At 58.7% G+C, this 21,920-nt stretch carries 21 protein-coding genes; 19 read left to right on the top strand and 2 right to left on the bottom strand.

Annotated elements, in window-relative coordinates:
• Positions 1-91: 91 nt before the first annotated feature.
• On the bottom strand, positions 92-1,252 hold the full coding sequence (locus IEX44_RS04845) for a succinylglutamate desuccinylase/aspartoacylase family protein (RefSeq protein WP_188689599.1): 1,161 nt from the start codon (positions 1,250-1,252) through the stop codon (positions 92-94).
• A gap of 792 nt (positions 1,253-2,044) precedes the next feature.
• Here IEX44_RS04845 and IEX44_RS04840 point away from each other — a divergent pair.
• The 19 genes from IEX44_RS04840 to IEX44_RS04750 all read left to right on the top strand — a co-directional run bounded on the left by IEX44_RS04840 (position 2,045) and on the right by IEX44_RS04750 (position 20,992).
• Positions 2,045-2,821, top strand: a complete 777-nt coding sequence (locus IEX44_RS04840) for an ABC transporter substrate-binding protein (RefSeq protein WP_188689596.1) — start codon at positions 2,045-2,047, stop codon at positions 2,819-2,821.
• Between the two features lie 156 nt (positions 2,822-2,977).
• Complete coding sequence (locus IEX44_RS04835) at positions 2,978-4,219, top strand: NAD(P)/FAD-dependent oxidoreductase (protein ID WP_188689594.1); 1,242 nt, start codon at positions 2,978-2,980, stop codon at positions 4,217-4,219.
• Between the two features lie 89 nt (positions 4,220-4,308).
• Positions 4,309-4,995 carry an ABC transporter permease gene (locus IEX44_RS04830; RefSeq protein WP_188689592.1) on the top strand — a complete coding sequence of 229 codons (687 nt, stop codon included), beginning with the start codon at positions 4,309-4,311 and terminating at the stop codon, positions 4,993-4,995.
• Positions 4,992-5,711 (top strand): ABC transporter permease, encoded by a 720-nt coding sequence (locus IEX44_RS04825; RefSeq protein WP_308423785.1) that lies wholly within the window; start codon positions 4,992-4,994, stop codon positions 5,709-5,711. The genes IEX44_RS04830 and IEX44_RS04825 overlap by 4 nt, the downstream gene beginning before the upstream one ends.
• Before the next feature lie 65 nt (positions 5,712-5,776).
• Complete coding sequence (locus IEX44_RS04820; RefSeq protein ID WP_188689590.1) at positions 5,777-6,538, top strand: ABC transporter ATP-binding protein; 762 nt, start codon at positions 5,777-5,779, stop codon at positions 6,536-6,538.
• Positions 6,539-6,553: 15 nt separating this feature from the next.
• Positions 6,554-7,546, top strand: a complete 993-nt coding sequence (locus tag IEX44_RS04815; protein ID WP_188689587.1) for a GlxA family transcriptional regulator — start codon at positions 6,554-6,556, stop codon at positions 7,544-7,546.
• 216 nt (positions 7,547-7,762) lie between these two features.
• Positions 7,763-8,800, top strand: coding sequence for an arginine/ornithine succinyltransferase subunit alpha (aruF, locus tag IEX44_RS04810; protein WP_188689584.1), 1,038 nt, complete (start codon positions 7,763-7,765; stop codon positions 8,798-8,800).
• Positions 8,797-9,828, top strand: coding sequence for an arginine N-succinyltransferase (gene astA / locus IEX44_RS04805; protein WP_188689581.1), 1,032 nt, complete (start codon positions 8,797-8,799; stop codon positions 9,826-9,828). The genes aruF and astA overlap by 4 nt, the downstream gene beginning before the upstream one ends.
• Position 9,829: 1 nt before the next feature.
• Positions 9,830-11,317 carry a succinylglutamate-semialdehyde dehydrogenase gene (astD, locus tag IEX44_RS04800; protein ID WP_188689578.1) on the top strand — a complete coding sequence of 496 codons (1,488 nt, stop codon included), beginning with the start codon at positions 9,830-9,832 and terminating at the stop codon, positions 11,315-11,317.
• Positions 11,314-12,663, top strand: coding sequence for an N-succinylarginine dihydrolase (gene astB / locus IEX44_RS04795; protein ID WP_188689575.1), 1,350 nt, complete (start codon positions 11,314-11,316; stop codon positions 12,661-12,663). The genes astD and astB overlap by 4 nt, the downstream gene beginning before the upstream one ends.
• A gap of 2 nt (positions 12,664-12,665) precedes the next feature.
• Entirely contained in the window at positions 12,666-13,637 is a 972-nt protein-coding gene (gene astE / locus IEX44_RS04790; protein ID WP_188689572.1) for a succinylglutamate desuccinylase, read from the top strand.
• 100 nt (positions 13,638-13,737) lie between these two features.
• Complete coding sequence (locus IEX44_RS04785; RefSeq protein ID WP_188689569.1) at positions 13,738-14,145, top strand: SRPBCC family protein; 408 nt, start codon at positions 13,738-13,740, stop codon at positions 14,143-14,145.
• A 5-nt stretch (positions 14,146-14,150) separates the two neighbouring features.
• Positions 14,151-14,402 carry a hypothetical protein gene (locus tag IEX44_RS04780; RefSeq protein WP_188689566.1) on the top strand — a complete coding sequence of 84 codons (252 nt, stop codon included), beginning with the start codon at positions 14,151-14,153 and terminating at the stop codon, positions 14,400-14,402.
• A 642-nt stretch (positions 14,403-15,044) separates the two neighbouring features.
• Positions 15,045-16,325 carry an MASE1 domain-containing protein gene (locus tag IEX44_RS04775; RefSeq protein WP_188689563.1) on the top strand — a complete coding sequence of 427 codons (1,281 nt, stop codon included), beginning with the start codon at positions 15,045-15,047 and terminating at the stop codon, positions 16,323-16,325.
• A 1-nt stretch (position 16,326) separates the two neighbouring features.
• Positions 16,327-17,193: an alpha/beta hydrolase gene (locus IEX44_RS04770; RefSeq protein ID WP_188689559.1), complete on the top strand. Its 867-nt coding sequence runs from the start codon at positions 16,327-16,329 to the stop codon at positions 17,191-17,193.
• Between the two features lie 326 nt (positions 17,194-17,519).
• Positions 17,520-18,236, top strand: coding sequence for an ABC transporter permease (locus IEX44_RS04765; protein ID WP_188689557.1), 717 nt, complete (start codon positions 17,520-17,522; stop codon positions 18,234-18,236).
• A gap of 30 nt (positions 18,237-18,266) precedes the next feature.
• On the top strand, positions 18,267-19,184 hold the full coding sequence (locus IEX44_RS04760; protein ID WP_308423784.1) for a glycine betaine ABC transporter substrate-binding protein: 918 nt from the start codon (positions 18,267-18,269) through the stop codon (positions 19,182-19,184).
• A 9-nt stretch (positions 19,185-19,193) separates the two neighbouring features.
• On the top strand, positions 19,194-19,853 hold the full coding sequence (locus IEX44_RS04755) for an ABC transporter permease (protein ID WP_188689554.1): 660 nt from the start codon (positions 19,194-19,196) through the stop codon (positions 19,851-19,853).
• The gene (locus IEX44_RS04750) at positions 19,853-20,992 is read left to right on the top strand and encodes an osmoprotectant ABC transporter ATP-binding protein OsmV (RefSeq protein ID WP_188689549.1); all 1,140 of its coding nucleotides are present in this window, start codon (positions 19,853-19,855) and stop codon (positions 20,990-20,992) included. Before IEX44_RS04755 ends, IEX44_RS04750 begins: the two co-directional genes overlap by 1 nt.
• Positions 20,993-21,068: 76 nt before the next feature.
• Here the strand turns inward: IEX44_RS04750 and IEX44_RS04745 are convergent, their stop codons facing one another.
• Complete coding sequence (locus tag IEX44_RS04745; RefSeq protein WP_188689546.1) at positions 21,069-21,692, bottom strand: hypothetical protein; 624 nt, start codon at positions 21,690-21,692, stop codon at positions 21,069-21,071.
• Between the last annotated feature and the right edge of the window lie 228 nt (positions 21,693-21,920).

Genomic DNA, 21,920 nt, shown 5'->3' with positions numbered 1-21,920 from the left:
AGCAAGACTAGCGACGAAGCGGATGGGTTATAAACCCGGTACCCGCCGCGTGAAGCGACACGTACCGGGACGGATCGGGGTGAAGAATGCGTCAGAAATCCAGCACCAGCTTGCTGGACCGGTGCCCCGGTTGCAGTGCGTGCCCGGCGACAAACGCCGCGCGCTGGCCGTTGCGTACCAACCGGTGCAACTGACGCACCACCAGCACGCCATCGACATCACTCACAATCGGAACGCGCTCGTTGAACTGATCACCGTCAATGGTGACGACCTCGGCAATCACTTCGCCCTTGAGTACTTGCTGGCCGGGTTCTTTGAGATACACCACCACGCCTGAACACGGGCAAGGGATATGCGATGCAGCCTCGAGTGGGTAAACCTGTGCCGCACCATGGGGTCGCGGCTTGCCGGTCGCGGCCTCCTGACTGAGCACGCCTTCCTGCGCCAGGAAATCCAGAATGGCTTCAGCATCGTTTTGCGCCAGTTCATCATTGATATCGATCTGGCCACGCAGTTCTACGGTGGCTGCAAAGCCTGCGGTCTCTGGCGTAAAGAGGCCGGCTTCGACCAGCACGGCCCAGGCGTTGGCATGCATCTGGTCAAATGAATTGCCACCGGAGTAACCGCCGCTTTCGGGCTCTTCAACCAGCACCACCGGCGCGCCAATCTGGTTGGCCAGTTTGCAGGCACGCGCGCTTTGCAGGCGTGAGGCGTACAGGTGCGCAATGGCATCAGTGTCGCAATGCAGGTCAAGGACAACATCATGTGCCATGGCCAGGCGCGATAACTCCAGCTTCATGGCACCCGTCACATGCCGCGGCGGGTGCTGGGCGTCCAGTTGTTCCTGGAAAAACGCTTTCCAGTCCCGCGCCGTCATGCCGGCACCTTTGCCGTTGGCGACTTGTTCGCGCACCGCATCGGCCAGTGTGGGGTAGTTGCGGTTGAAGTTTTCACCATTTTCAAAATCAAAACGGCCCACGATAGGACCAAACACGCGCTGCGCCATGCCAATGGGGTTGGCGTAGGGCACCAGCGTGACACAGCCGGCAATGGCGCCTTGCTGGTCCAGCGCCTTGAGCAGGACCAGCAAATGCTGGATAACCAGCAAGCCCGGATGTTCGTCGCCATGCAGGCCTGCCTGGATATATGCGCTTTTGCCAGAGTGCGGGTTGCCAAAGGTATGCGTGACCAGGCGGGGTGCAATGCCAGGCCCCATGCCAGGCAACGTAATGTCTTGTTTCAGGTATGTCATGAGGATTCCTCGATACCGTTACAGTGCCACTTGCAGTCCCGAAGCCTTGCATGCCAAGACTTCGCCTTGAGTCGCCACGGTGTCTCCATGGCCAGACGGGCGATGCCGGTTTGTAGAATTAAAATCCATTATGGATATAAAATGTCTTTTTCACAATGGCAGAGCCGTCAGCAACCAGGCATAAGAAATACATGGCCGCGCTTTCAGCATATGTGAAATTTTCGCGCTTACAGGGTTGTTTTTAAAAAGCAAAAACAAAGGCGGCGCGCGCCTTGCCGGGCATCTTGCTTGCTGCATTGCGTCAGCCTGGCTGCCAGGGAGAATCCAGGTCCGAGGCGGTCTGTGCGGTTCACTTGCGACAGTTTTTGTCGTGATCACGCAAGAATGACCGCCGGGGTATGGGCATGCTGGGAACCGGTTGCACATCGGCCCTGGCTACCTCATAAAGACCAGGCATGATGGCGCCGGCCGCTTCAGGACAGGCAGCCCGCATCACCAGAACAAAACGACAAAACCGCCATGACGGTTGCGTACTGCACAAACATCAAACAGCAGACGCGGCACGTTGAAGGGGGTACGACCTTGCGAAGCACCGGTATGACGTTGTTTTGATAACGGTAATTTTCCCGCTGTTGCGATGCAAAAAACGTCGCAAAAGTGGTGGAAGCCCGAATTGTCAGAATTCATGCATCCCGGCATCGTATAACGCGTGTGTGCGCGCCAGACCCTTTTTGAAAAGGGCGCGGTGCGCTCGCAAAGCGATATGCATCAACTTGTGGTCTGGAGGAAAACATGAACTGGAAGATGGCTTTTTGCGCGGGTGCTTCTGCCCTTGTCTGTCTGATGGGTGCCGCGCACGCCCAGGATACATTCAAGATGGGTCTGGAAGCCACGTACCCCCCGTTTGAAAGCAAATCGGGTGACGGCAAGCTGCAAGGCTTTGACGTGGAAATTGGCAACATGATCTGTGAGCGCATGAAGGTCAAATGCGTTTACGTCGAAAACAGCTTTGATGGTCTGATCCCGGCGCTGCAAGCCCGCAAGTTCGACGCCATCAACTCGGCCATGAACATCACGGCCAAGCGCAAGCAGGCCATTGATTTCACCAGCCCGGTTTACATCGTGCCGATCCAGATGGTCGCCAAGCGCGGTTCTAATCTGATGCCGACCACTGCCAGCCTGAAGGGCAAGACTGTGGGCGTGCTGCAAGGTTCGTCGCAAGAAGACTACCTGAAGAAGCACTGGGCCACTGCCGGTGTGAAGGTGACTTCGTACCAGGATCAGGATCAGGTTTACGCTGACCTGGTTGCCGGCCGTATCGACGCCGCCGTACAAGAGTCGCAAACCGCCATGGATGGTTTCCTGAGCAAGCCGGCTGGCAAGGATTTCGACTACGCCGGTGCACCGTTGTCTGACCCGGAAACGCTGGGTGAAGGTACCGGTCTGGGTATGCGCAAGGGTGATCCGCAGCGTGCCAAGGTGCAGGCTGCCATCGACTCGCTGAAGAAAGACGGCTCGTTCAGCAAGCTGTCGATGAAGTACTTCAAGCGCGACATTATCGCCAAGTAAGGGCCGTCGGCCCGATCCTGCCAATGGCAGATCGGGCCTCTGGCTCCAGGTGGCGAGCGTTGCCGATGCGTCCTGCACCGGCAACGCCAGCCTGGCGAGTGGTCTATTTGACCCTCTGACCAGGTGCTTTTTCAGAATCAGCTTTCGGGTTTATCCATGCACGCAGACGTCATCGTTCTGGGCGCCGGTATTGTCGGCGTCTGTACGGCCATTCATCTGCAGGATCGCGGTCTCAAGGTGGTGCTGGTCGATCGGCGCGGACCGGGCGAGGAGACCAGCTTTGGCAATGCCGGGCTGATCGAGCGCTCTGCCGTGGTGCCCTACGGTTTTCCGCAGGACTTGCACACGGTGCTGCACTACGCACGCAATCATTCGTCCAGCTTGCGTTACCAACCTGCTGCGTTGCCGGCCATGACACCGTGGTTGCTGCGCTACTGGCGAGAATCGCGCCCGAACCGGCTGGCCAAAGCCGCGGCCGACATGCTGCCGCTGATAGAACGCAGCGTGGCCGAGCACGATGAACTGATTGCGCGCGCCGGCGTGCAACATCTGGTGCGTGATGCGGGTTGGCTAGAGGCCTACCGTACGCCGTCGCTGTTTGCCGAAGAAAGCACCAAGGCTGTCAAACTGGCCGCGCAACATGGCCTGAAAATGCAGATACTGACTGCAGAACAGTTGCGCGCACTGGAACCCGCCGTGGGCGAGGGTTTTGTCGGGGCATTTCACTGGCTGGATCCGAAAACCGTCAGCGATCCGGGCGCGCTGGTCGCCGGTTACGCCGCACTGTTTGTGCGTGAAGGCGGGCGGTTGGTGAAGGGCGATGCGCTGACGTTGATTCGGGAAGGTTTGTCCTGGAAAGTACAGTGCGCAGAAGGCGTGATCAGTGCGCCGCGTGCAGTGGTGGCGCTGGGGCCATGGTCGACCGAACTGACAGAAAAATATGGTTATCACGTGCCGTTGTTGGGCAAGCGTGGTTACCACATGCATTACCGCATGGGCACAACCCCGCTGGTGATCCCGGTGGTGGATCTGGAAGAAGGTTATGTGCTGACACCCATGCGCGGCGGGTTGCGCCTGACTACCGGCGTGGAACTGGCTGCCAAAAATGCTGCGCCCAACCCGGCGCAGCTGGACCAGTCCGAACACAAAGCGCGCGAGGTATTCGATTTTGGGCCACGCACTGACATGCAACCGTGGATGGGACGTCGCCCCTGCACGCCGGACATGCGCCCGCTGATGGGGCCTGCGCCGCGGCACGAAGGATTGTGGTTTGCGTTTGGTCACAATCATCATGGTCTGACGTTGGGCCCGGTTTGTGGCCGCCTGGTGGCGCAGATGATGATGGGTGAAACCCCACTGGCCGATCCGCTGCCGTATAGTCCGGCGCGGTTTGCCTGAACAGGTAAAAAAACAAGGGTGGGTAACAGAACCTGGCTGGCAAGGCTTGCGAACGCCGGTTTGTTTACCGCTCCGACTGGAGATTTGGGATGTTTTATGGATACGGCGGAGTACTGCTGACCGGGGTATGGCAAACCATACAACTGGCGCTGCTTTCTTTGCTGGTTGCGGTGGTGATTGGTCTGGCCGGTGCGTCGGCCAAGTTGTCCCGCTCCACGCCGCTGCGGCTCGTTGCCACGGCATATACCACGCTGATTCGCGGGGTGCCTGACCTTGTGTTGATGCTGCTGATTTTCTACAGCATCCAGATTGGTCTCAATCAAGTGACGGATGCGCTCAAATGGGACCAGATCGACATCAACCCGTTTCTGGCGGGCGTGCTGACCATTGGCTTTATCTATGGCGCGTACTTCACCGAGACCTTCCGGGGTGCGTTTATTTCGGTACCACGCGGCCAGCTGGAAGCCGGTCACGCCTTTGGCATGACGGGGGCGCAGGTGTTCCGCCGCATTCTTTTTCCACAAATGATGCGCTTTGCTTTGCCGGGTCTGGCCAATAACTGGCAGGTGATTCTGAAAGCAACGGCACTCGTGTCGATCATTGGTTTGTCTGACCTGGTGAAAGCCGCCACCGATGCGGGCAAGGGCACCTTCAACATGTTCTATTTCATGATCTGGCTGGGGGCGATTTACCTTGTGCTGACTTCGCTCTCTAACCTGGTGCTGAACAAACTGAACAAGCGCTACGCCGTGGGCGTGCGGGGAGCACAACTGTGACCGTGCTTGAAACCCTGCAAACTTACTGGCAAGCCTATTTGTATAACGATGGCTCGCAAATGTCGGGCCTGGCCATGACTTTGTGGCTGCTGGTGCTGTCTTTGGCAATTGGCTTTGCCATGGCGCTGGTGCTGGCTACCGCGCGTGTCTCGCAATACAAGGCGCTGTCGATTCCGGTCCGCGTCTATAGCTATGTATTCCGTGGCACGCCGTTGTATGTGCAATTGCTGCTGATTTACTCTGGCATCTACGGCATTACCTTTGTGCAGAAGACCGAGCTGTTGAGCATGTTTTTCCGCAATGGGTTCAACTGCGCCGTGCTGGCCTTTGCGCTGAACACCTGTGCGTATACCACCGAGATTTTCGTCGGTGCGATCCGCAATATTCCCTACGGTGAAGTGGAAGCCGCCCGCGCCTTTGGCATGTCCTGGTTTACGCTGTATCGCCGCATCATTTTGCCTTCTGCATTGCGCCGCGCGCTGCCGATGTACAGCAACGAAGTGATTCTGATGTTGCACGCCACCAGTATTGCCTTTGCGGCCACCGTGCCAGACCTGTTGAAAGTTGCGCGCGACGTGAATGCCGCGACTTACCAGCCATTCACTGCGTTTGGCATTGCCGCCGTGCTGTACCTGGTCGTGTCGTTTGTGCTGGTTTATCTGTTCCGGATTGCCGAGCGCAAATGGCTGGCTTTCCAGGCTCCCGCAGGTCGCTAAACCATGAAGATTGTTGAGATGAATTTGAAGAAAACCATGGGCCAGGTCCCGCACGGAGAACACGTATGTTGAGCGTTCAGGATATTCACAAACGCTATGGCGATCATGAAGTGCTCAAGGGCGTGTCGCTGGAGGCCAAGGCCGGTGACGTGATCAGCATTATTGGTTCATCGGGTTCGGGCAAAAGCACGTTCCTGCGCTGTATCAACTTTCTGGAGCAACCGAACGCCGGCAAGATCATTGTCGGCGGGACCGAAGTCTTGACCGTGCCGGACAAGAACGGCGCGCTCAAGGTGCAGGATGCCAAACAGCTACAAAAGATTCGTACCAAACTGGCCATGGTATTTCAGAACTTCAACCTCTGGTCACACCTGACCGTGATTGAGAACATCATTGAAGCGCCGATGCATGTGCTGGGGCTGTCACGCGCCGAAGCCGAAGAACGTGCCCGGCACTACCTGGAAAAGGTGGGCCTTAACCCGCAGGTTGAAGCCAAATATCCGGCGCACATGTCTGGCGGCCAGCAACAACGGGTGGCCATTGCCCGCGCGCTGGCCATGCACCCGGATGTACTGCTGTTTGATGAGCCGACCTCCGCGCTGGATCCGGAACTGGTCGGTGAAGTATTGAAGGTGATGCAAAAGCTGGCCGAAGAAGGCCGCACCATGGTCGTGGTCACGCATGAGATGGGCTTTGCGCGCAATATCTCTAACCACGTCATGTTCTTGCATCAGGGCCGCACCGAAGAAGAGGGCGCGCCGGATCAGGTATTTGACGCCCCGCGCAGCGACCGGCTGCGTCAGTTCCTCTCCGGCAGTTTGAAGTAAAACGGCAACGGGGCCATGGCGAGCACGCCGTCAGCGCCAGCCAGCGCCACAACCTTGCGCCTGGCGCTGGTTCTCCTGGCCCCATGTTCCCTGCTGACGCTGGCGGGTGTGCTCGACACACTGCGCGAAGCCAACGAGCAGGAAGGTCGCTTGCTCTATCAGTGGCAAATCTTCACCCACGATGGCCGTCCTTTGCGTACGAGCAGTGGGGTGGATATCCCGGCGGAAGGCATCTTCAGTGATGCCGGCCAGTGCGATACCTTGATGGTGCTCGCTGACGAGTTTCGCCCCTTTGGTGGTTCTCCGCTATTTGTCAGCGCGTTGTCCCGGGCGGGCCGACACTATCGCCGTGTAGTGGGCATTGGCCCCGGTGTCGCCTGGCTGGCACAGGCAGGCTTGCTGGATGGCTATCGCGCCAGCGTCAATTGGGGCATGTTCACCAGCTTCAGTGAGCAATTTGAACGGGTGATCCCCACTCAGAACGTGTTTGAACTGGACCGCAACCGTCTCACCTGTGCCGGCACCCTGGCCACGGTGGACGCCATGTTGGCCATGATCAGTCAGGATTGCGGCGCTGATCTGGCAGAACGCGTTGCCACCCACCTTGTTGCCGGTCCTTTGCGCACCAGCACTGATCGCCAGCGGATTCCCTTTGTGACTGGCCCGGGCGAGCGCCATCCGAAGCTGGCTGACGCGCTGCATTTGATGGAATCAAACATTGAAGAACCGTTGACGACGGATGATATCGCCCAGTTGGTGGGGGTATCGCGCCGGCAACTGGAACGTATTTTTCGCCAGTATCTGGATGCCATGCCCTCGCGTTATTACCTGGCGCTCCGGCTGGAAAAAGCGCGTGCGCAATTGCAGCGGTCGAGCAAATCCGTACTTCAAATTGGTTTGGCCTGCGGCTTTGCCTCTGCCGCGCACTTTTCCAATGTATACCGGGACCACTTTGGCGTAACCCCGCGGGAAGACCGGCGTATTTATCAGGCCGGGCGTGAGCTGTGAGGCTTGGTGACGTCAGCCTCGTCCTTCCTGTTTGCACTGGAATGACGATGCTGCCGGGTGCGGTTCAGTCAATGCGTAATAGCCGGGGTCGGGCCGCCCGATGCCACGCACAAAACGCAAGTTTGCGTCGTGAACAGGCAAGATGCCGCACTGCGCAATTTCTAGAATGACAGGGTGCCCAAATCGTGTGCACCCCGTTTTCAAATGGATGGCCTCATGCTCCTGGTAAGACCTGGCAGACTCTCAGACCTGGACCAGCTTGAAGTGATGGCGCGCGCGGCGCGACCGCTGTTGCACTCCTTGCCGCCAGACCGCGCAGCGCTGGAAAAGCGCCTGGCGCTATCACAGGATTCTTTCCGTGCCGACGTGGCAACGCCAGGCGAAGAATTTTACCTCTTTGTGCTGGAAGACACCGACAGTGGCCGTCTTTTGGGAACGGCCAGCATCGTCGCGTCGGCTGGCTATAGCGAGCCATTCTATGCGTTTCGCAATGACGCGCTGATTCACGCTTCCCGTGAGTTGAAGGTCAATCGCAAAGTGCATGCGCTGACGATCTCGCACCAACTCACCGGCAAAAGCCGGCTGACGGGGTATTACATTGATCCACAACTGAGCGGCACGACGGCCACGCGTTTGCTGTCCCGTGCCCGTCTTTTGTTCGTGGCGCAGCACCGCGAGCGTTTTGCACCAGAAATCTTCACCGTATTGCTCGGTATGGCCGATGAGCATGGCGACTCGCCTTTCTGGGAAGCCGTCGGCCGCAAGTTCTTCCAGCGTGATTTTGCCGATGTCGAGATCGCATCCGGCGGCCGTAGTGCCACCTTCATTGCCGAAGTCATGCCCAATTACCCGCTTTACGTACCGCTGTTGCCACCCGCTGCGCAGTGCGTATTGGGCGAACCCCATCCGCATGCGGAGTTGCCGTACACCATCCACCTCGAAGAAGGCTTCGAACCCGATGGATTTGTCGATATTTTCGATGCAGGCCCGGTGCTGACCGCCGCTGTAGACATGTGCGAATCCGTCCGCCGTAGCGAGCGTCACACGCTGTCTGCTAATGAAGCCGCCGAAGGCGCTACACGCTGGCTGCTCGCCAATACCTTGTGTGAGGACTTCCGCTGTGCCGTGGTGGAGTTGCCGGAGGAGCTTCCCGACGACGTGGCTTTGCCTGACGGCACTGCGCAACTACTGGAACTGGCCGTGGGCGATGAATTTTGCTGTGTACCGCTGCAACTGCAAGGAGCCCGCGCATGATCGTCGTTCGTAGCGTACAACCGCGGGATCTGGATGCATTGTTTCAACTGGCCGGGCAAACGGGCGAGGGCATGACCAGCTTCAAGCCGGATCGCGCTGCGCTGACTGCCCGTATTGAGCGCGTGCGCCGTACGGTGGCGGGTGAAGCGTCGTTGGCCGATCAGGGTTATCTCTTCGTGATGGAAGATACCGCCAGCCGCCGCGTAGTGGGCGTTTGCGGACTGGAAGTCGCCGTGGGACTGACACAGCCGTTCTATAACTACCGCGTGGGTACGGTGGTGCACGCCAGCCGTGAGATGAATGTCTGGACACGCATGAGTCTGCTGTATATGTCGCATGATCTGACTGGATACGCCGAACTGTGTTCGCTGTTTCTGGAGCCCGGCGCGCGGGTGAATGGCAATGGCGCGCTGTTGTCCAAATCCCGCTTCATGTTCCTGGCGCAGTTTTCCGAACGCTTTGGCGAACGCATCTGTGCCGAAATGCGTGGCCATTTCAATGAGGCCGGCGAGTCGCCATTCTGGCGCGATGTGGGCGCCCACTTTTATCAGATCGGGTTTGACGATGCCGATTACCTCAGCGCACATGGCAAAAAGTCCTTCATGGCCGAACTGATGCCGCGCTCGCCAGTGTATGTCGATCTACTCCCGCAAGATGTGCAGGAAGCCATCGGCAAGACCCACAAAGACACTGAACCTGCCCGCGTATTACTGGAAGCAGAAGGGCTGCGCTTTGAAAACCATGTCGACATTTTTGATGCCGGTCCGGTGCTGGAAGCACATATCGATAACCTGCGCGCTGTGCGAGAAAGCCGGCTGGTGAACGTCGTTGTGGATGACACGGCGTCCGCCGATGGCGTGAAGATGCTGGTCTCCAATACCGATGTGGCCGACTTCCGCGTCGTGCTATTGCCGCGCGCACCCCAAGACGGCCTGCTGCGACTGACGTCAGCAGAATGGATGACACTCAATATCAACGCGGGTGAGCAGGTACGTGTGCTCCCGCTCTACCCGAAAGAGAGGAAATAACATGGCGACGCAAAGCAACGGCTTGTTTCTCAATAACGCATGGGTGACAGCGCATGGCGCCGCGTTTTCCTCGGTCAACCCCGCCACGGCCGAGCCAGTATGGCAAGGCCATGCCGCCAGCGCGGAGGATGTCAACGCTGCCGTCGAAGGCGCACGTCATGGCTTTGCCGCCTGGGCGCGTCGCCCGCTGGATTACCGCGTCGCGGTCGTGCGCCGTTTCGCTGAACTGCTGGCTGCCAATAAAGAAGCCTTGGCGCACGCAATTGGCATGGAAACCGGCAAACCCTTGTGGGAAGCCCGGACCGAGGTCCAGGCCATGATCGGCAAAGTGGAAATCTCGATCCAGGCTTATGCCGAACGCACGGGCGAGAAGCGTGGTGCCATGGCTGACGGAACGGCCGTATTGCGCCATCGCCCGCACGGGGTTGTGGCGGTATTCGGCCCGTATAACTTCCCTGGCCATTTGCCCAACGGGCATATTGTGCCGGCGCTGATTGCCGGTAATGCGGTGGTGTTCAAACCGTCTGAACTTGCCCCTGGTGTGGCAGAACTGACCGCGGAATTGTGGCAGCAGGCGGGCATCCCTGCGGGCGTGCTCAATCTGGTACAAGGCGAGCGTGCGACTGGCGAAGCACTGGCCGGGCACAAGGGCATTGATGGGCTCTTTTTCACCGGAAGTTCTGCGACCGGTACCTTGCTGCATCGCCAGTTTGGTGGCAGGCCGGAGATCGTGCTGGCACTGGAAATGGGCGGCAACAACCCGCTGGTCGTTGCACCGACCGAGCACCTTGATGCCGCCGTACATCACGCGATCCAGTCCGGGTTCTTGTCGGCAGGCCAGCGTTGTACGTGCTCGCGCCGTCTGTTTGTCCCGAATACGCCATTTGGTGATCAGTTTGTCGCCCGGTTTATCGAGGTGGCCAGCAAGATCAAGATCGGCCGTTTCGATGATGCCGAGCAACCTTTTATGGGCCCGGTGATCTCATACAAAGCGGCTGCGCAACTGGTTGGTGCGCAGGCCAAACTGATCGGGATGGGTGCAAAAGCCTTGTTGCCACTGCGCCAGCCTGATCCACAACTGGGTTTTGTGACGCCGGGCATTCTGGATGTGACTGGTGTCGCCAACCTGCCAGACGAAGAATACTTCGGCCCGCTGGTGCAGATCATTCGTTACGACCATTTTGCTGACGCCATTGCGGGTGCCAATCACACGGCCTATGGTCTCTCTGCCGGTTTGCTGGCGGATGACCCGGCGCTGTGGGAAGAATTCAGCATTGGCATTCGTGCCGGTGTCGTGAACTGGAACCGCCCAACCAATGGCGCTTCGTCGGGTGCCCCGTTTGGCGGTGTGGGCCGCTCTGGTAATCATCGGCCCAGCGCGTATTACGCGGCGGATTACACGGCCTGGCCGATGGCGTCTGTTGAGTCTGAAACCCTGACCTTACCGGCCAGTCTGTCGCCGGGGCTCGATTTTGGAGGCGCCCAATGAGCGCACGCGAAGCAAATTTTGACGGCCTTGTTGGCCTCACACACAACTATGCCGGCTTGTCGTTTGGCAATGTGGCCTCACAGAATAACGCTGCCAGCGTCGCCAACCCGCGTGCAGCCGCCAAACAGGGCCTGCGCAAGATGAAAGCGCTGGCCGACATGGGTTTTTTGCAGGGCGTGCTGGCGCCACAAGAGCGCCCATCCATGCGCCTTTTGCGTTCGCAGGGCTTTACCGGTAGCGATCATGAAATGATCCTGAGGGCTGCCAAAGAAGCCCCCGGCATTCTGGCCGCAGCCAGTTCGGCCTCGTCCATGTGGGTAGCCAATGCCGCCACGGTCAGCCCGTCGGCCGATACGCCGGACCACCGCGTGCATTTCACGCCGGCCAGTTTGTCCAGCAAGTTGCATCGCGCCATTGAAGCGCCGACCACGACGCGTGTATTGCAAGCGGTGTTTCCGTCCGACCAGCATTTTGCTTTTCATCCGCCCTTGTTGGGCACGCCGGCACTGGGGGATGAAGGCGCAGCCAATCACACCCGTTTTTGCGCCGATTACGACCAGCGCGGGGTGGAGTTCTTTGTTTATGGCCGTAGCGAATACGCGGGTGGACCCGCGCCGGCCAGATATCCGGCACGCCAGACGCTGGAGGCCAGTGCCGCCATTGCCCGCGTGCATGGTCTGGGTGCGGATGGCGTCGTGTTTGCGCAGCAGCATCCAGACGTGATTGACGCGGGTGTGTTCCACAACGATGTGATTGCCGTGGGTAACCGCGATATCCTCTTCTGCCATCAGCATGCGTTTCTGAATCAGGGCGACGTTTATGCACAGATTCGCCACAGACTCTCGCCGCTGGGCGCCGAATTGAAAGTGATTGAAGTGCCAGTTAACGCCGTGTCGGTGGAAGATGCGGTGACGTCTTACCTGTTCAACAGCCAATTGCTCACTCGTCCGGATGGCACGACTGTACTGGTCGTCCCGCAGGAATGCCGCGACAATCCGCGTGTATCGGCGTATCTGGACCAGCTGCTTGCCAGCCACGGCCCGATTGATGACGTGCTGGTGTTTGAACTGCGTGAAAGCATGCGCAATGGCGGTGGCCCGGCCTGCCTGCGTTTGCGTGTGGTACTGAACGAAGCCGAACAGGCCGCCGTGAACCCGCACGTCTGGATCAACGATCAAAGCTTTGCCCGTCTGGATGAATGGATCGGCCGCCACTACCGTGACCGCCTTGTTGATACGGACCTTGCTGACCCGAAACTACTGGATGAGTGCCGCACGGCACTGGATGAACTGACACGCATCCTGCACCTGGGCTCGGTATACGACTTCCAGCAGGCCGGAGCATAAGCATGCTTGAGGACTTCCTGCACTTCACCCTGCGTAACGAAACCCCGGACGAGATCGCCGGTGTCGCGGCGTCTGGCATACGCTGGCGCTGGTTGGGGCAGGGCATGCTGGAACTGGCACCGCCGCACCAGGTCGACACCCATATGGTGCTGTCAGCCGGTATACATGGCGATGAAACCGCGCCCATCGAAATCCTGCGTGACCTGATCACTGACATGGCCAATGGCACCTTGCCGCTGGCGGTGCGCGTGCTGGTGCTGTTTGGTAACGCGCCCGCCATGAGTGCGGGCAAACGCTATCTGGATGACGACCTGAACCGGCTGTTTTGCGGCGCCCATCGTGATCTGCCGCAAAGCGCCGAATCCCCCCGCGCTGCCGCACTGGAACATGCCGTCGCCGCGTTCTTTGACGACGCTGCGGGTGCGCGCTGGCACCTGGATCTGCACACGGCGATTCGCCCCTCTGTGTTTGAGCGCTTTGCGTTATTGCCGCATCGAGATGCGCCCTATGGCGACAGCGTGTTCGATTGGCTGGCGGCGCTGGATATCTCGGCGGTACTCAACCATCGCGAGCGTTCCAATACCTTTACCTATTTCAGCTGCAGCCAGCACAACGCATTGGCAGCCACCCTGGAACTGGGCAAGGTGATGCCGTTTGGCATGAATGACTTGAGCCGCTTTGCCAAAGTGGCACTCGGGTTGCGGCTGATGCTGGCCGCTCAGCCATTGCCTGCCGACGGTCTGAGACCACGGGTTTTTGACGTAGTGGGGCAGCTGGACAAGTTGAGCGAGCGGTTCGTGCTGGTTGTTGGCTCACAAATGGCCAACTTCACGCCCTATCCCAAAGGCACGTTGATTGCGACGGACGGGGATTACCAATATGCCGTGACCCATGAAGAGGAACGGATCGTGTTCCCGAATCCGAAAGTGAAGGTGGGATTGCGGGCGGGGTTGATGGTGGTAGAGAGAAATTGAAGCCTGCTGCTGGTGTTTGCTTGCGGCAGATAACCAGCAACCCAACCGTCACCACAACCTCCTATGATGACCCGGTACCCTCTGCCAAAAGGTCATCCTCATGTGGACGCACGAAGAATCCATTACCACCCACGCCACCCCCGCGCGCATCTGGCAGTTGATGAGCGATGTCCCGGGCTGGAAAAACTGGAATGCCGGGATCGATTACATCGAAATCCATGGCCCGTTTGCGGCAGGCACCACGTTTGCCATGCAACCGCCTGGCCAGGAAGGTTTTATCAGCACCTTGACCCAGGTCACCGAGCTCTCTGGTTTCACTGATGAAACCGTCATTGATGGCACCAAAGTCATCGTCGATCATCGCATCACGCCGCTATCAGACAACCTGACCCGCATTACCTACAGCACGACCATTACCGGGCCACAGGCGGATGAATTCGGCCCGATGGTGACGGGTGATTTTAGCGACGTACTGGCCGCGCTCAAGCAGCTGGCGGAGCGGGGCTGAGTGTCATGCACACCACGCTGGTCATCCTTGCCGGGCTGTTGCTGCTGGGTGCTAGCCTGCTGGCAGGGCATTGGCTGAGTGAGCCGGTGCCGCTGGTGTGTCAGGTCTTCATTGGTGTGTGGTTGGTGGCCGCACTGGTCAACATGTGGTTTGGCGTGCACCACGCGGGATACTCAGCGCTGGAAGAACTACCCATGTTGCTGGTGGTGTTTGGTGTGCCCGCGATCCTGGCTGTCTGGGTGTGGTTCAAGGCTTGAGGGGCGTGCGCAGTCCCGGTTGTTGGTTTGGGTTGCGGGGTTGCCATTGTTTTTGACCTTTTCCCCTTCCCATTCAAAGCCCTGCACCGAAGCAGAGAGAGAGCCCGGGAGCGCCGCCACCACGCTGCAAATGGCAGCTGGTACACGGGTGCCTTTGTCGGGGTACGCACCAAGGGACTCCCTGGGTTCAAGTTGCCCTTCAAACTCACGCAGAAAGCGCTAACAGGTATTCAAGGTTTTCCTGTCTTGTTCAGCAAAAGTCCCTGCAGCAGCCGGACTGGATTCCCGCCTCCGCGAGCATGACAAGTCAGTGGGCAGATAGCGCTCTGGAGCGCGCGGCCAACATGGCAAAAGCGACCCGTGGTGTCCAGACTACGGCGGCCCTGCAGGATGCCAGTTCAAGGCCGGAATGGCGATGGCGTGGCGCAAACACAAATCTTCGCACGCCAATCTAAATTTCCCCTTCCACACCAGCACCTTAAGCCTCACTCGGCCACCCCAAATTAAACTTCCGCACATTCAGCTATCCCCATGCACTTTGCATAATCCGGGTCGCTGACAGGCACCTCACTGCACACGTGTCGGGTCAGTCGCCAGCTTTGCTGGCGTTTTACCCACACCCTTGTTGCTGCAGGTGCCGCCATGTCTTTTCCCTCTCTGTCCAGAATCTGGACTTTCGTTGTCGCGTTCGGCGCGCTGGTGTTGTTCAGCATGCTGGCGCGCGATCCCGTCACGCATTCCACCTTGATCTGGCCTGCCGGCGGTGTGTTGCTGGGGACACTCATGCTGGCGCCACGCCGCGAATGGCTGGCGTACTGCGTGGTGGCCGGCTGGCTACATTTTGGCGCGGGTTTGTTTATCCACCGTCCAGTCTCTGCATCGGCGCTCTATGTGCTGGTCAACCTGGGCACGATGGTATCGATTGCCGCTGTGTGGCGTTGGCGTAATCCAGGCCGCACAGCGCTAACTGAGCCTGCTGCGCTGTGCTGGTTTATCGGATTGGTCCTGCTGGGGAGCGTGCTGGGGGCGTTGTTGGGGTCTGAGGGCCTCAAGGCATTGGGTTTTGGGCCCCTCACAGCCGGCGTTGACGTCCTGGCCATCTCCACGGTCGTCGGTGCCCTGGTCGGTACGCCGCTGGTACTGGCCTGGGCGGGGTTTGGTGCGCGTCGTTCGGCAGGGCGGCAAAGCATGGCCGGGGCGGTATGGTTTGTATTGCTGTTGTTGAGCGCCGCCGTCGCGTTCGACAACACCCATACCGAAACGCTGTTTGGTGCCGGCGCTTTCGAACTGTCGTACCTGCCGCTGGTATTTATGGTGCTGGTGGCGCTGTCCTGGCAGCGGCGCGGCATGACGGCGGCTTTGCTGGCTTTGTCGGCCGTGGCTTGCATTAGCACCGCGCAAGGTGACGGGCCGTTTGTTCACACCGGCAATGTGCTGGGCGACCCACTCCTGCAGGTTCAGGTTTATCTGGCTGTTGCGGCGCTGCTGGGTTTGTTGATGTCTGCCATGAACGCCGCCCGCGAAGCCGCGCTGGCCGATGCGCTCGCCTGGAAAGTCCGTGCCGATGGCATGTTGCTGGGCACCCAGCAACTGATGTACGAGGTTGACCCGGTTACCGGCGCCATCATCTGGGCTGGCCCGATGCCTGCATTGATGGGGCTGAGGGCTGAACAGTTGTCGCATCTTGATGCGTTCTTTGCCCGCGTTCATCCGCAGGACCGCGCGCGTGTGACGGACTACGCCGCCTTGCGCCAGGCGGGCGGTGTCGCGGCTTTTACCCAGACGTTTCGCTTCAAAACGGGAAATGGCGACTGGGTCACCCTGGAAGATACCGGCGCACCGGTCGTTGATTTTGACGATAGCGTGTACCGCGTCAGTGGTTTGCTGCGCCTTGCTGTCACCGCTAACCAAAGGGTGTACTGACATGAGCCAGCAACGCATTGGTGTGCTGCTGGTTCATGGTCTGGGTGGCACGCAATATGACCTCGGTTCCCTGCATAAAACGCTGAAAAAAGCAGGGGTGGATACACACAGCATCACATTGCCAGGCCACGGCAGGCAGCCGCAGGACTTGCTTGGCGTGATGATGGAAGACTGGCTGGAAGCCGTTGAAAAACAATATCTTGAGCTTGCCCCGCAATACGATGTACTGCACATCGTCGGTATGTGCCTGGGCGCGTTGATCGCGATCGAGGTGGCCAAACGGGTGCGGCATGACAAAGGCCGCTTGATCGCGCTGGCACCACCGGTGTTCCTGGATGGCTGGGCCACGCCGTGGTATCGCGGCGTGCGGCATGTGTTATACCGGCTGCCCATGTTGGCAGGGCGCATGAAAGTGACGGAAGAAGAACCGTTTGGCATCAAGAGTGATCTGGTGCGTGCCATCGTCAAGGCCAAATTTGAACGCGGAGACAACTTTCATTACCCGTGGGTACCGCTGTCTTGCGTAGAACAGGTGGACCGTCTGCGCGCTGCGGTGCAGCAGGATCTGGACCGTATCCAGTGCCCGACATTGATCGTGCATGCGGCAGAGGATGAACTGACCAGCCCGCGTTCTGCGCACTTCCTGGCTGAGCGTATTGGTCACGACCGGACTCGCGTGGTGATTGTGCAGAACAGTTATCACATGATCTGCGTGGATAACGATCGGGACCAAGTGGCGATGGAGGTCTTGCGGCATTTGCGTCTGGATATCAGTGTGATCAAAGTCCGTGAGCGCAAAACGGCCGCAAGAATCGATCAGCGTTTGCGCAGTGCGAATGAAAAACGCGCTGCAAACCAGCTGGTGTGAATTTTTACGCGAGGCTTGCGAACTTCGCCGCAGCCCCCGGTATGCCTAACGCATAGGCGGAATCCCGCACGCGGATACGAGTGTCATGGTTTGCATCGCCGCGTAACGAGATGTTATAAACAAGGCCCTTATCAAACGGGGCTTACCCGCAAGCCCCTGCGGCCGGTGCGTCATCACCGCTGCACCCATAGCGCACTTGAGAGTGCGTTTCTTGCCCGGATCAGTCAGTAAACCCGGGCGTTTTATCAGACAGCTCTGGTTGTCGCGATCGTTCAAGCGCATCGCGGGGAGACGCTTTTGCCCCGTTTTCGCAAGAGGAGACGCAGATGCAAAAAAATGCGTGGTTCAAGCGCATGGCCTGGGGTCTTGTGTCCGGTGCCGCCGTCCTGGGCGCGCTGGTCTGGGTTATCGGCCCTGATCAAATTGCCCCTTACCAGGAAGACCTGTTGTATCTCGGGCACCGCCACCTTTATCTGGTCGGCGTATCCATGGCGCTGGCCTTGCTGGTCGGGGTGCCCAGCGGTGTGCTGTTAAGCCGTCCGTTTGCCCGCCGCTGGGCTGAATCGGGCATGCAGTTGTTCAACATCGGCAACACCTTACCGCCGCTGGCTGTGCTGGCGCTGGCCATGGTGGTGGTCGGCATCGGCGACAAACCCGCCATCGTCGCGCTGTTTCTGGCGTCGTTGTTACCCATTGTGCGTAACACTTATGCCGGCCTGGTCGGCCTGCAGCCTGCATTGCTGGAGGCCGCCAACGCCTTGGGCATGACACCGCGGCAAAAGCTGTTCCGCGTGGAGTTACCCAATGCATTGCCGGTGATGCTGTCTGGTATCCGTATCGCGCTGGCGATCAACGTGGGTACCGCACCGCTGGCCTTTCTGATTGGAGCCAGCAGCTACGGCGAATTGATCTTCCCCGGCATTTATCTGAACAACCATGTCGCTTTGATGTTGGGGGCGCTGGCGACCGCACTGATTGCGCTGGTGCTGGATCTCACTGTTGCCGGCATTGGCAAACTGGTCACCCCGCGTGGCGTGGCCTGACCGGGCCGCGTGGACCACAAGGAGAAAAACATGAAAGCCTCCATCAAGGCTCTTTATCGCCGTGTTCTTGGCGCGGTGTTGCTGGTCTGTGCCATGCCCGTGCTGGCTGCGGGCACCATCAATCTGGGTAGCAAGAATTTTACCGAGCAGCATGTGTTGGCCTCGTTGACGGCGCAGTACCTCACGGCCAAGGGCTATACGGTCAACCAGACGACTGATCTGGCCACCATCATCCAGCGCAACGCGCTAGAGAACAAACAGCTGGATATGGTCTGGGATTACACCGGCACTGCGTTGATCATCTACAACCACATCGACCGCCGCATGAGTGACGAAGAGGCCTACCAGACCGTCAAGAACATTGACGCCAAAAAAGGTCTGGTTTGGCTTGATCCGGCGCCGTTGAACAACACGTATGCCCTGGCCATGAAGCGCAGCGTGGCTGAGTCGGAGGGCATCAAGACGGTGTCTGACCTCGTCGCCGCGATGAAACGTGTACAAGATGACCCTGAAGCAGCACCCTGGCAGCTGGGTTTTGATATGGAATTTGCCGGTCGCCCGGACGGCCTCAAACCCATGCAAGCCATGTACCAGCTGGAACTGGCGCGTCCGCAAATCCGCCAGATGGACCCTGGCCTGGTTTACAACGCCATCCGCGATGGCTTTGTGCAGGCGGGTCTCGTGTACACCACGGATGGCCGGGTGAAGGGGTTTGATCTGCTGGTGCTGGAAGATGATCTGCATTACTTCCCCAGCTACGCCGCCACACCGGTGATCCGCCAGGAAGTGCTGGAGCAGAACCCGGGTCTGGCCGATGACATGAACAAGCTCAGCGCGCTGCTGGATAACGACACCATCGCCACGCTGAATGCCCAGGTGGACATTGACCATCGTAACGTTGACGAAGTGGCCGCTGCGTTCTTGCGCGACCATCAACTTATTCAATAAGGAGGGCGCATGGAGACCATCAATGACACCTTCCTCTATGTGATTCACAACGTGCCCTTCATTCTGGGCCTGACTGTCCAGCATTTGCGGTTGGTGGGCATTGCCGTGGCATTGGCGGTGGTGCTGGGCGTGCCCCTGGGCATCGTGATTGTGCGTTTCAAATGGCTGGCGGGCGTCGTGCTCAGTTTGACCACCCTGGTGTTGACCATTCCGGCGATTGCGCTGTTTGGGCTGATGATCCCGCTCTTTTCCATGATCGGGCAGGGCATTGGTGCAGTGCCGGCCATTACCGCCGCGTTTTTGTATTCACTGCTGCCCATCGTGCGCAACACCCACACAGCGCTGACCCAACTGGATGCTGGCGTGCGTGAAGCCGGCCGGGGCATCGGGCTGACGTTCTGGCAGCGCCTGAAGTGGGTGGAACTGCCGCTGGCTGTGCCACTGATTTTTGGCGGTATCCGTACCGCCGTGGTGCTCAACATTGGCGTGATGGCGATTGCCGCCATTGTCGGCGCCGGTGGCCTTGGCACCCTGATTTTGCATGGCATCAGCCAAAGTGATATCCGCAAGCTGATCGCAGGCGCCGTCATCGTAAGCGTCCTGGCCGTCGTCATGGACCAGGTGCTGCTCAAATTGCAGCGTGTGTTAACCCCAAAAGGAATCCGCTGATGATCGAACTCAAAAACCTGTGCAAGACCTTTACCCAGAAAAATGGCCAGCCATTCAAGGCTGTGGATAACGTCAATCTCACGGTCAATGAAGGCGAAATCTGCGTGCTGCTGGGGCCATCGGGGTGTGGCAAGACCACAACCATGAAGATGATCAACCGCTTGATCGACCCGTCATCGGGCAAGGTATTGATCAACGGTGAAGACACCGCGGGCATTGATACCGTGACGCTACGCCGGAACATCGGCTACGTGATCCAGCAGATTGGCTTGTTCCCCAACATGACCATTGAAGACAACATTATGGTCGTGCCACGCATGCTGGGTTGGGATAAAAAGAAATGCCGCGAACGTGCCCGGGAACTGATGGGCATGGTCGCACTGGACCCGGACCGCTTCCTCTCGCGCTACCCGCGTGAGATGTCCGGCGGCCAGCAACAGCGTATTGGCGTGATCCGTGCGCTGGCCGCTGACGCACCCGTCTTGCTGATGGATGAACCGTTCGGCGCGGTCGACCCGATCAACCGTGAACAAATCCAGAACGAATTCCTGCAAATGCAGCGGCAACTGGGCAAGACAGTGATGCTGGTCAGTCACGACATCGACGAAGCCATCAAACTGGGCGATCGTATCGCCGTGTTCCGCCAGGGCAAGCTGGTCCAGATAGACACTGCGGACGCGTTGCTGGCACAACCGGCGGATGACTTTGTGGCCTCCTTCCTGGGGCAAGACCGTACCCTCAAACGACTACTGCTGGTACAAGCTGGCGAAGTGGCCGACATGCAAGAGACGCTGACCGCCACGCTGGATACACCGCTGTCCAATGCCTTCACGGTTATGGATGACGCTGACTTGCGGCACCTGACCGTGGTAGACGAGACCGGCAAACCCCTCGGTTACGTGCGCCGCAAGGATGTACGCGGTGCCGCGGGTGTATGTGCCGACAAACTCCAGCCCATCAGCATTGCCTCTGGCGAGAACGAAAACTTGCGCATCGTGCTGTCAAAACTGTACGAGCACAATCTGACCTGGATGCCGGTGGTCGATGCGCATGGCCGCTACAGCGGCGAGGTGTCCCAAGACTACATTGCCCGCTATCTCAACTCAGGCCGCACCCACCGCAGCATGCTGGTCGCTTGATGACATCACCAAACAGGCAGCCTGAAACCTTGGCTGTTTGAAGCAAGCCTGGCGACGGTGGCGACGATTTGCGGTTTTACTTGCAGTGGCCGATATCGACTTCTTGGACTGAGGTATAACGGCCGTTCCAGGTCTGGACTTGTGCGCACTGGCCAGACGCCTGGTTGAACCACCAGTTGGTCAGGCCATCATGGCGGACATTGGAAAACCCGTTATTGTTCAGGAACTGCTCACCGCCAGCGGCGCGCGCGCCGTTCAGGGTGGAGAGTTCTACCCGCATCGCGTGGTCTTGTGCCTGGTGGCTGCCAGTTTGATTCTTATGATTCATCGCGTAGAGCCCGACCCCGAGTGCGGCGACCGCCGCTGCGCCGAGGGCGATGTTGCGGTTACGGTCGCGCGCCCAATGCGCAGCGTGATCATCTTTGTGGTCTTCGTGCGTTGAGTCTGTGGCGTTGACATCCGTGACCTTGCCCCAGCGCTCGGTCAATACTACTTCGGCGCTGGGGTGACGATGGCGCCAGGTTTTGTACCAGTTGCCGTTTTGGATCGATGAATCCGTCTGCTGGAAACCGGCGTCTTCCAGTTTGTCTTCTGCGCGGCTGGCACGCATACCGTTCAAATCTTCGTACTCAAGTAAATCGGCATGGGCTGCGGTGGCGACGAGACCGCAAGTGATGGCTGTCAGTGCAAGTTTTTTCATCTGGTCTTCCCTGGTGTTTAGTAATCTTGAAGCCAGATTTTGATTCACTTGCCTCTATCAAATAAGTTCCATATTCAACAGATTTCTGGTGAGCAGTTACGCGGTTTCATTGACCGTACGCAACTTTTGCCTTGGTTGTTGGGTACTTGCCTACACAAATAATGTGGCTTCTTCATCTTCAATCTTTCGTTTTCGCACACAACAGCAACGTGCCATATAAACAAAAAC

It is taken from the genome of Silvimonas amylolytica (genome assembly GCF_014645555.1).
GTDB lineage: Bacteria > Pseudomonadota > Gammaproteobacteria > Burkholderiales > Chitinibacteraceae > Silvimonas > Silvimonas amylolytica.
This window is presented reverse-complemented; position numbering and strand designations above follow the sequence as displayed.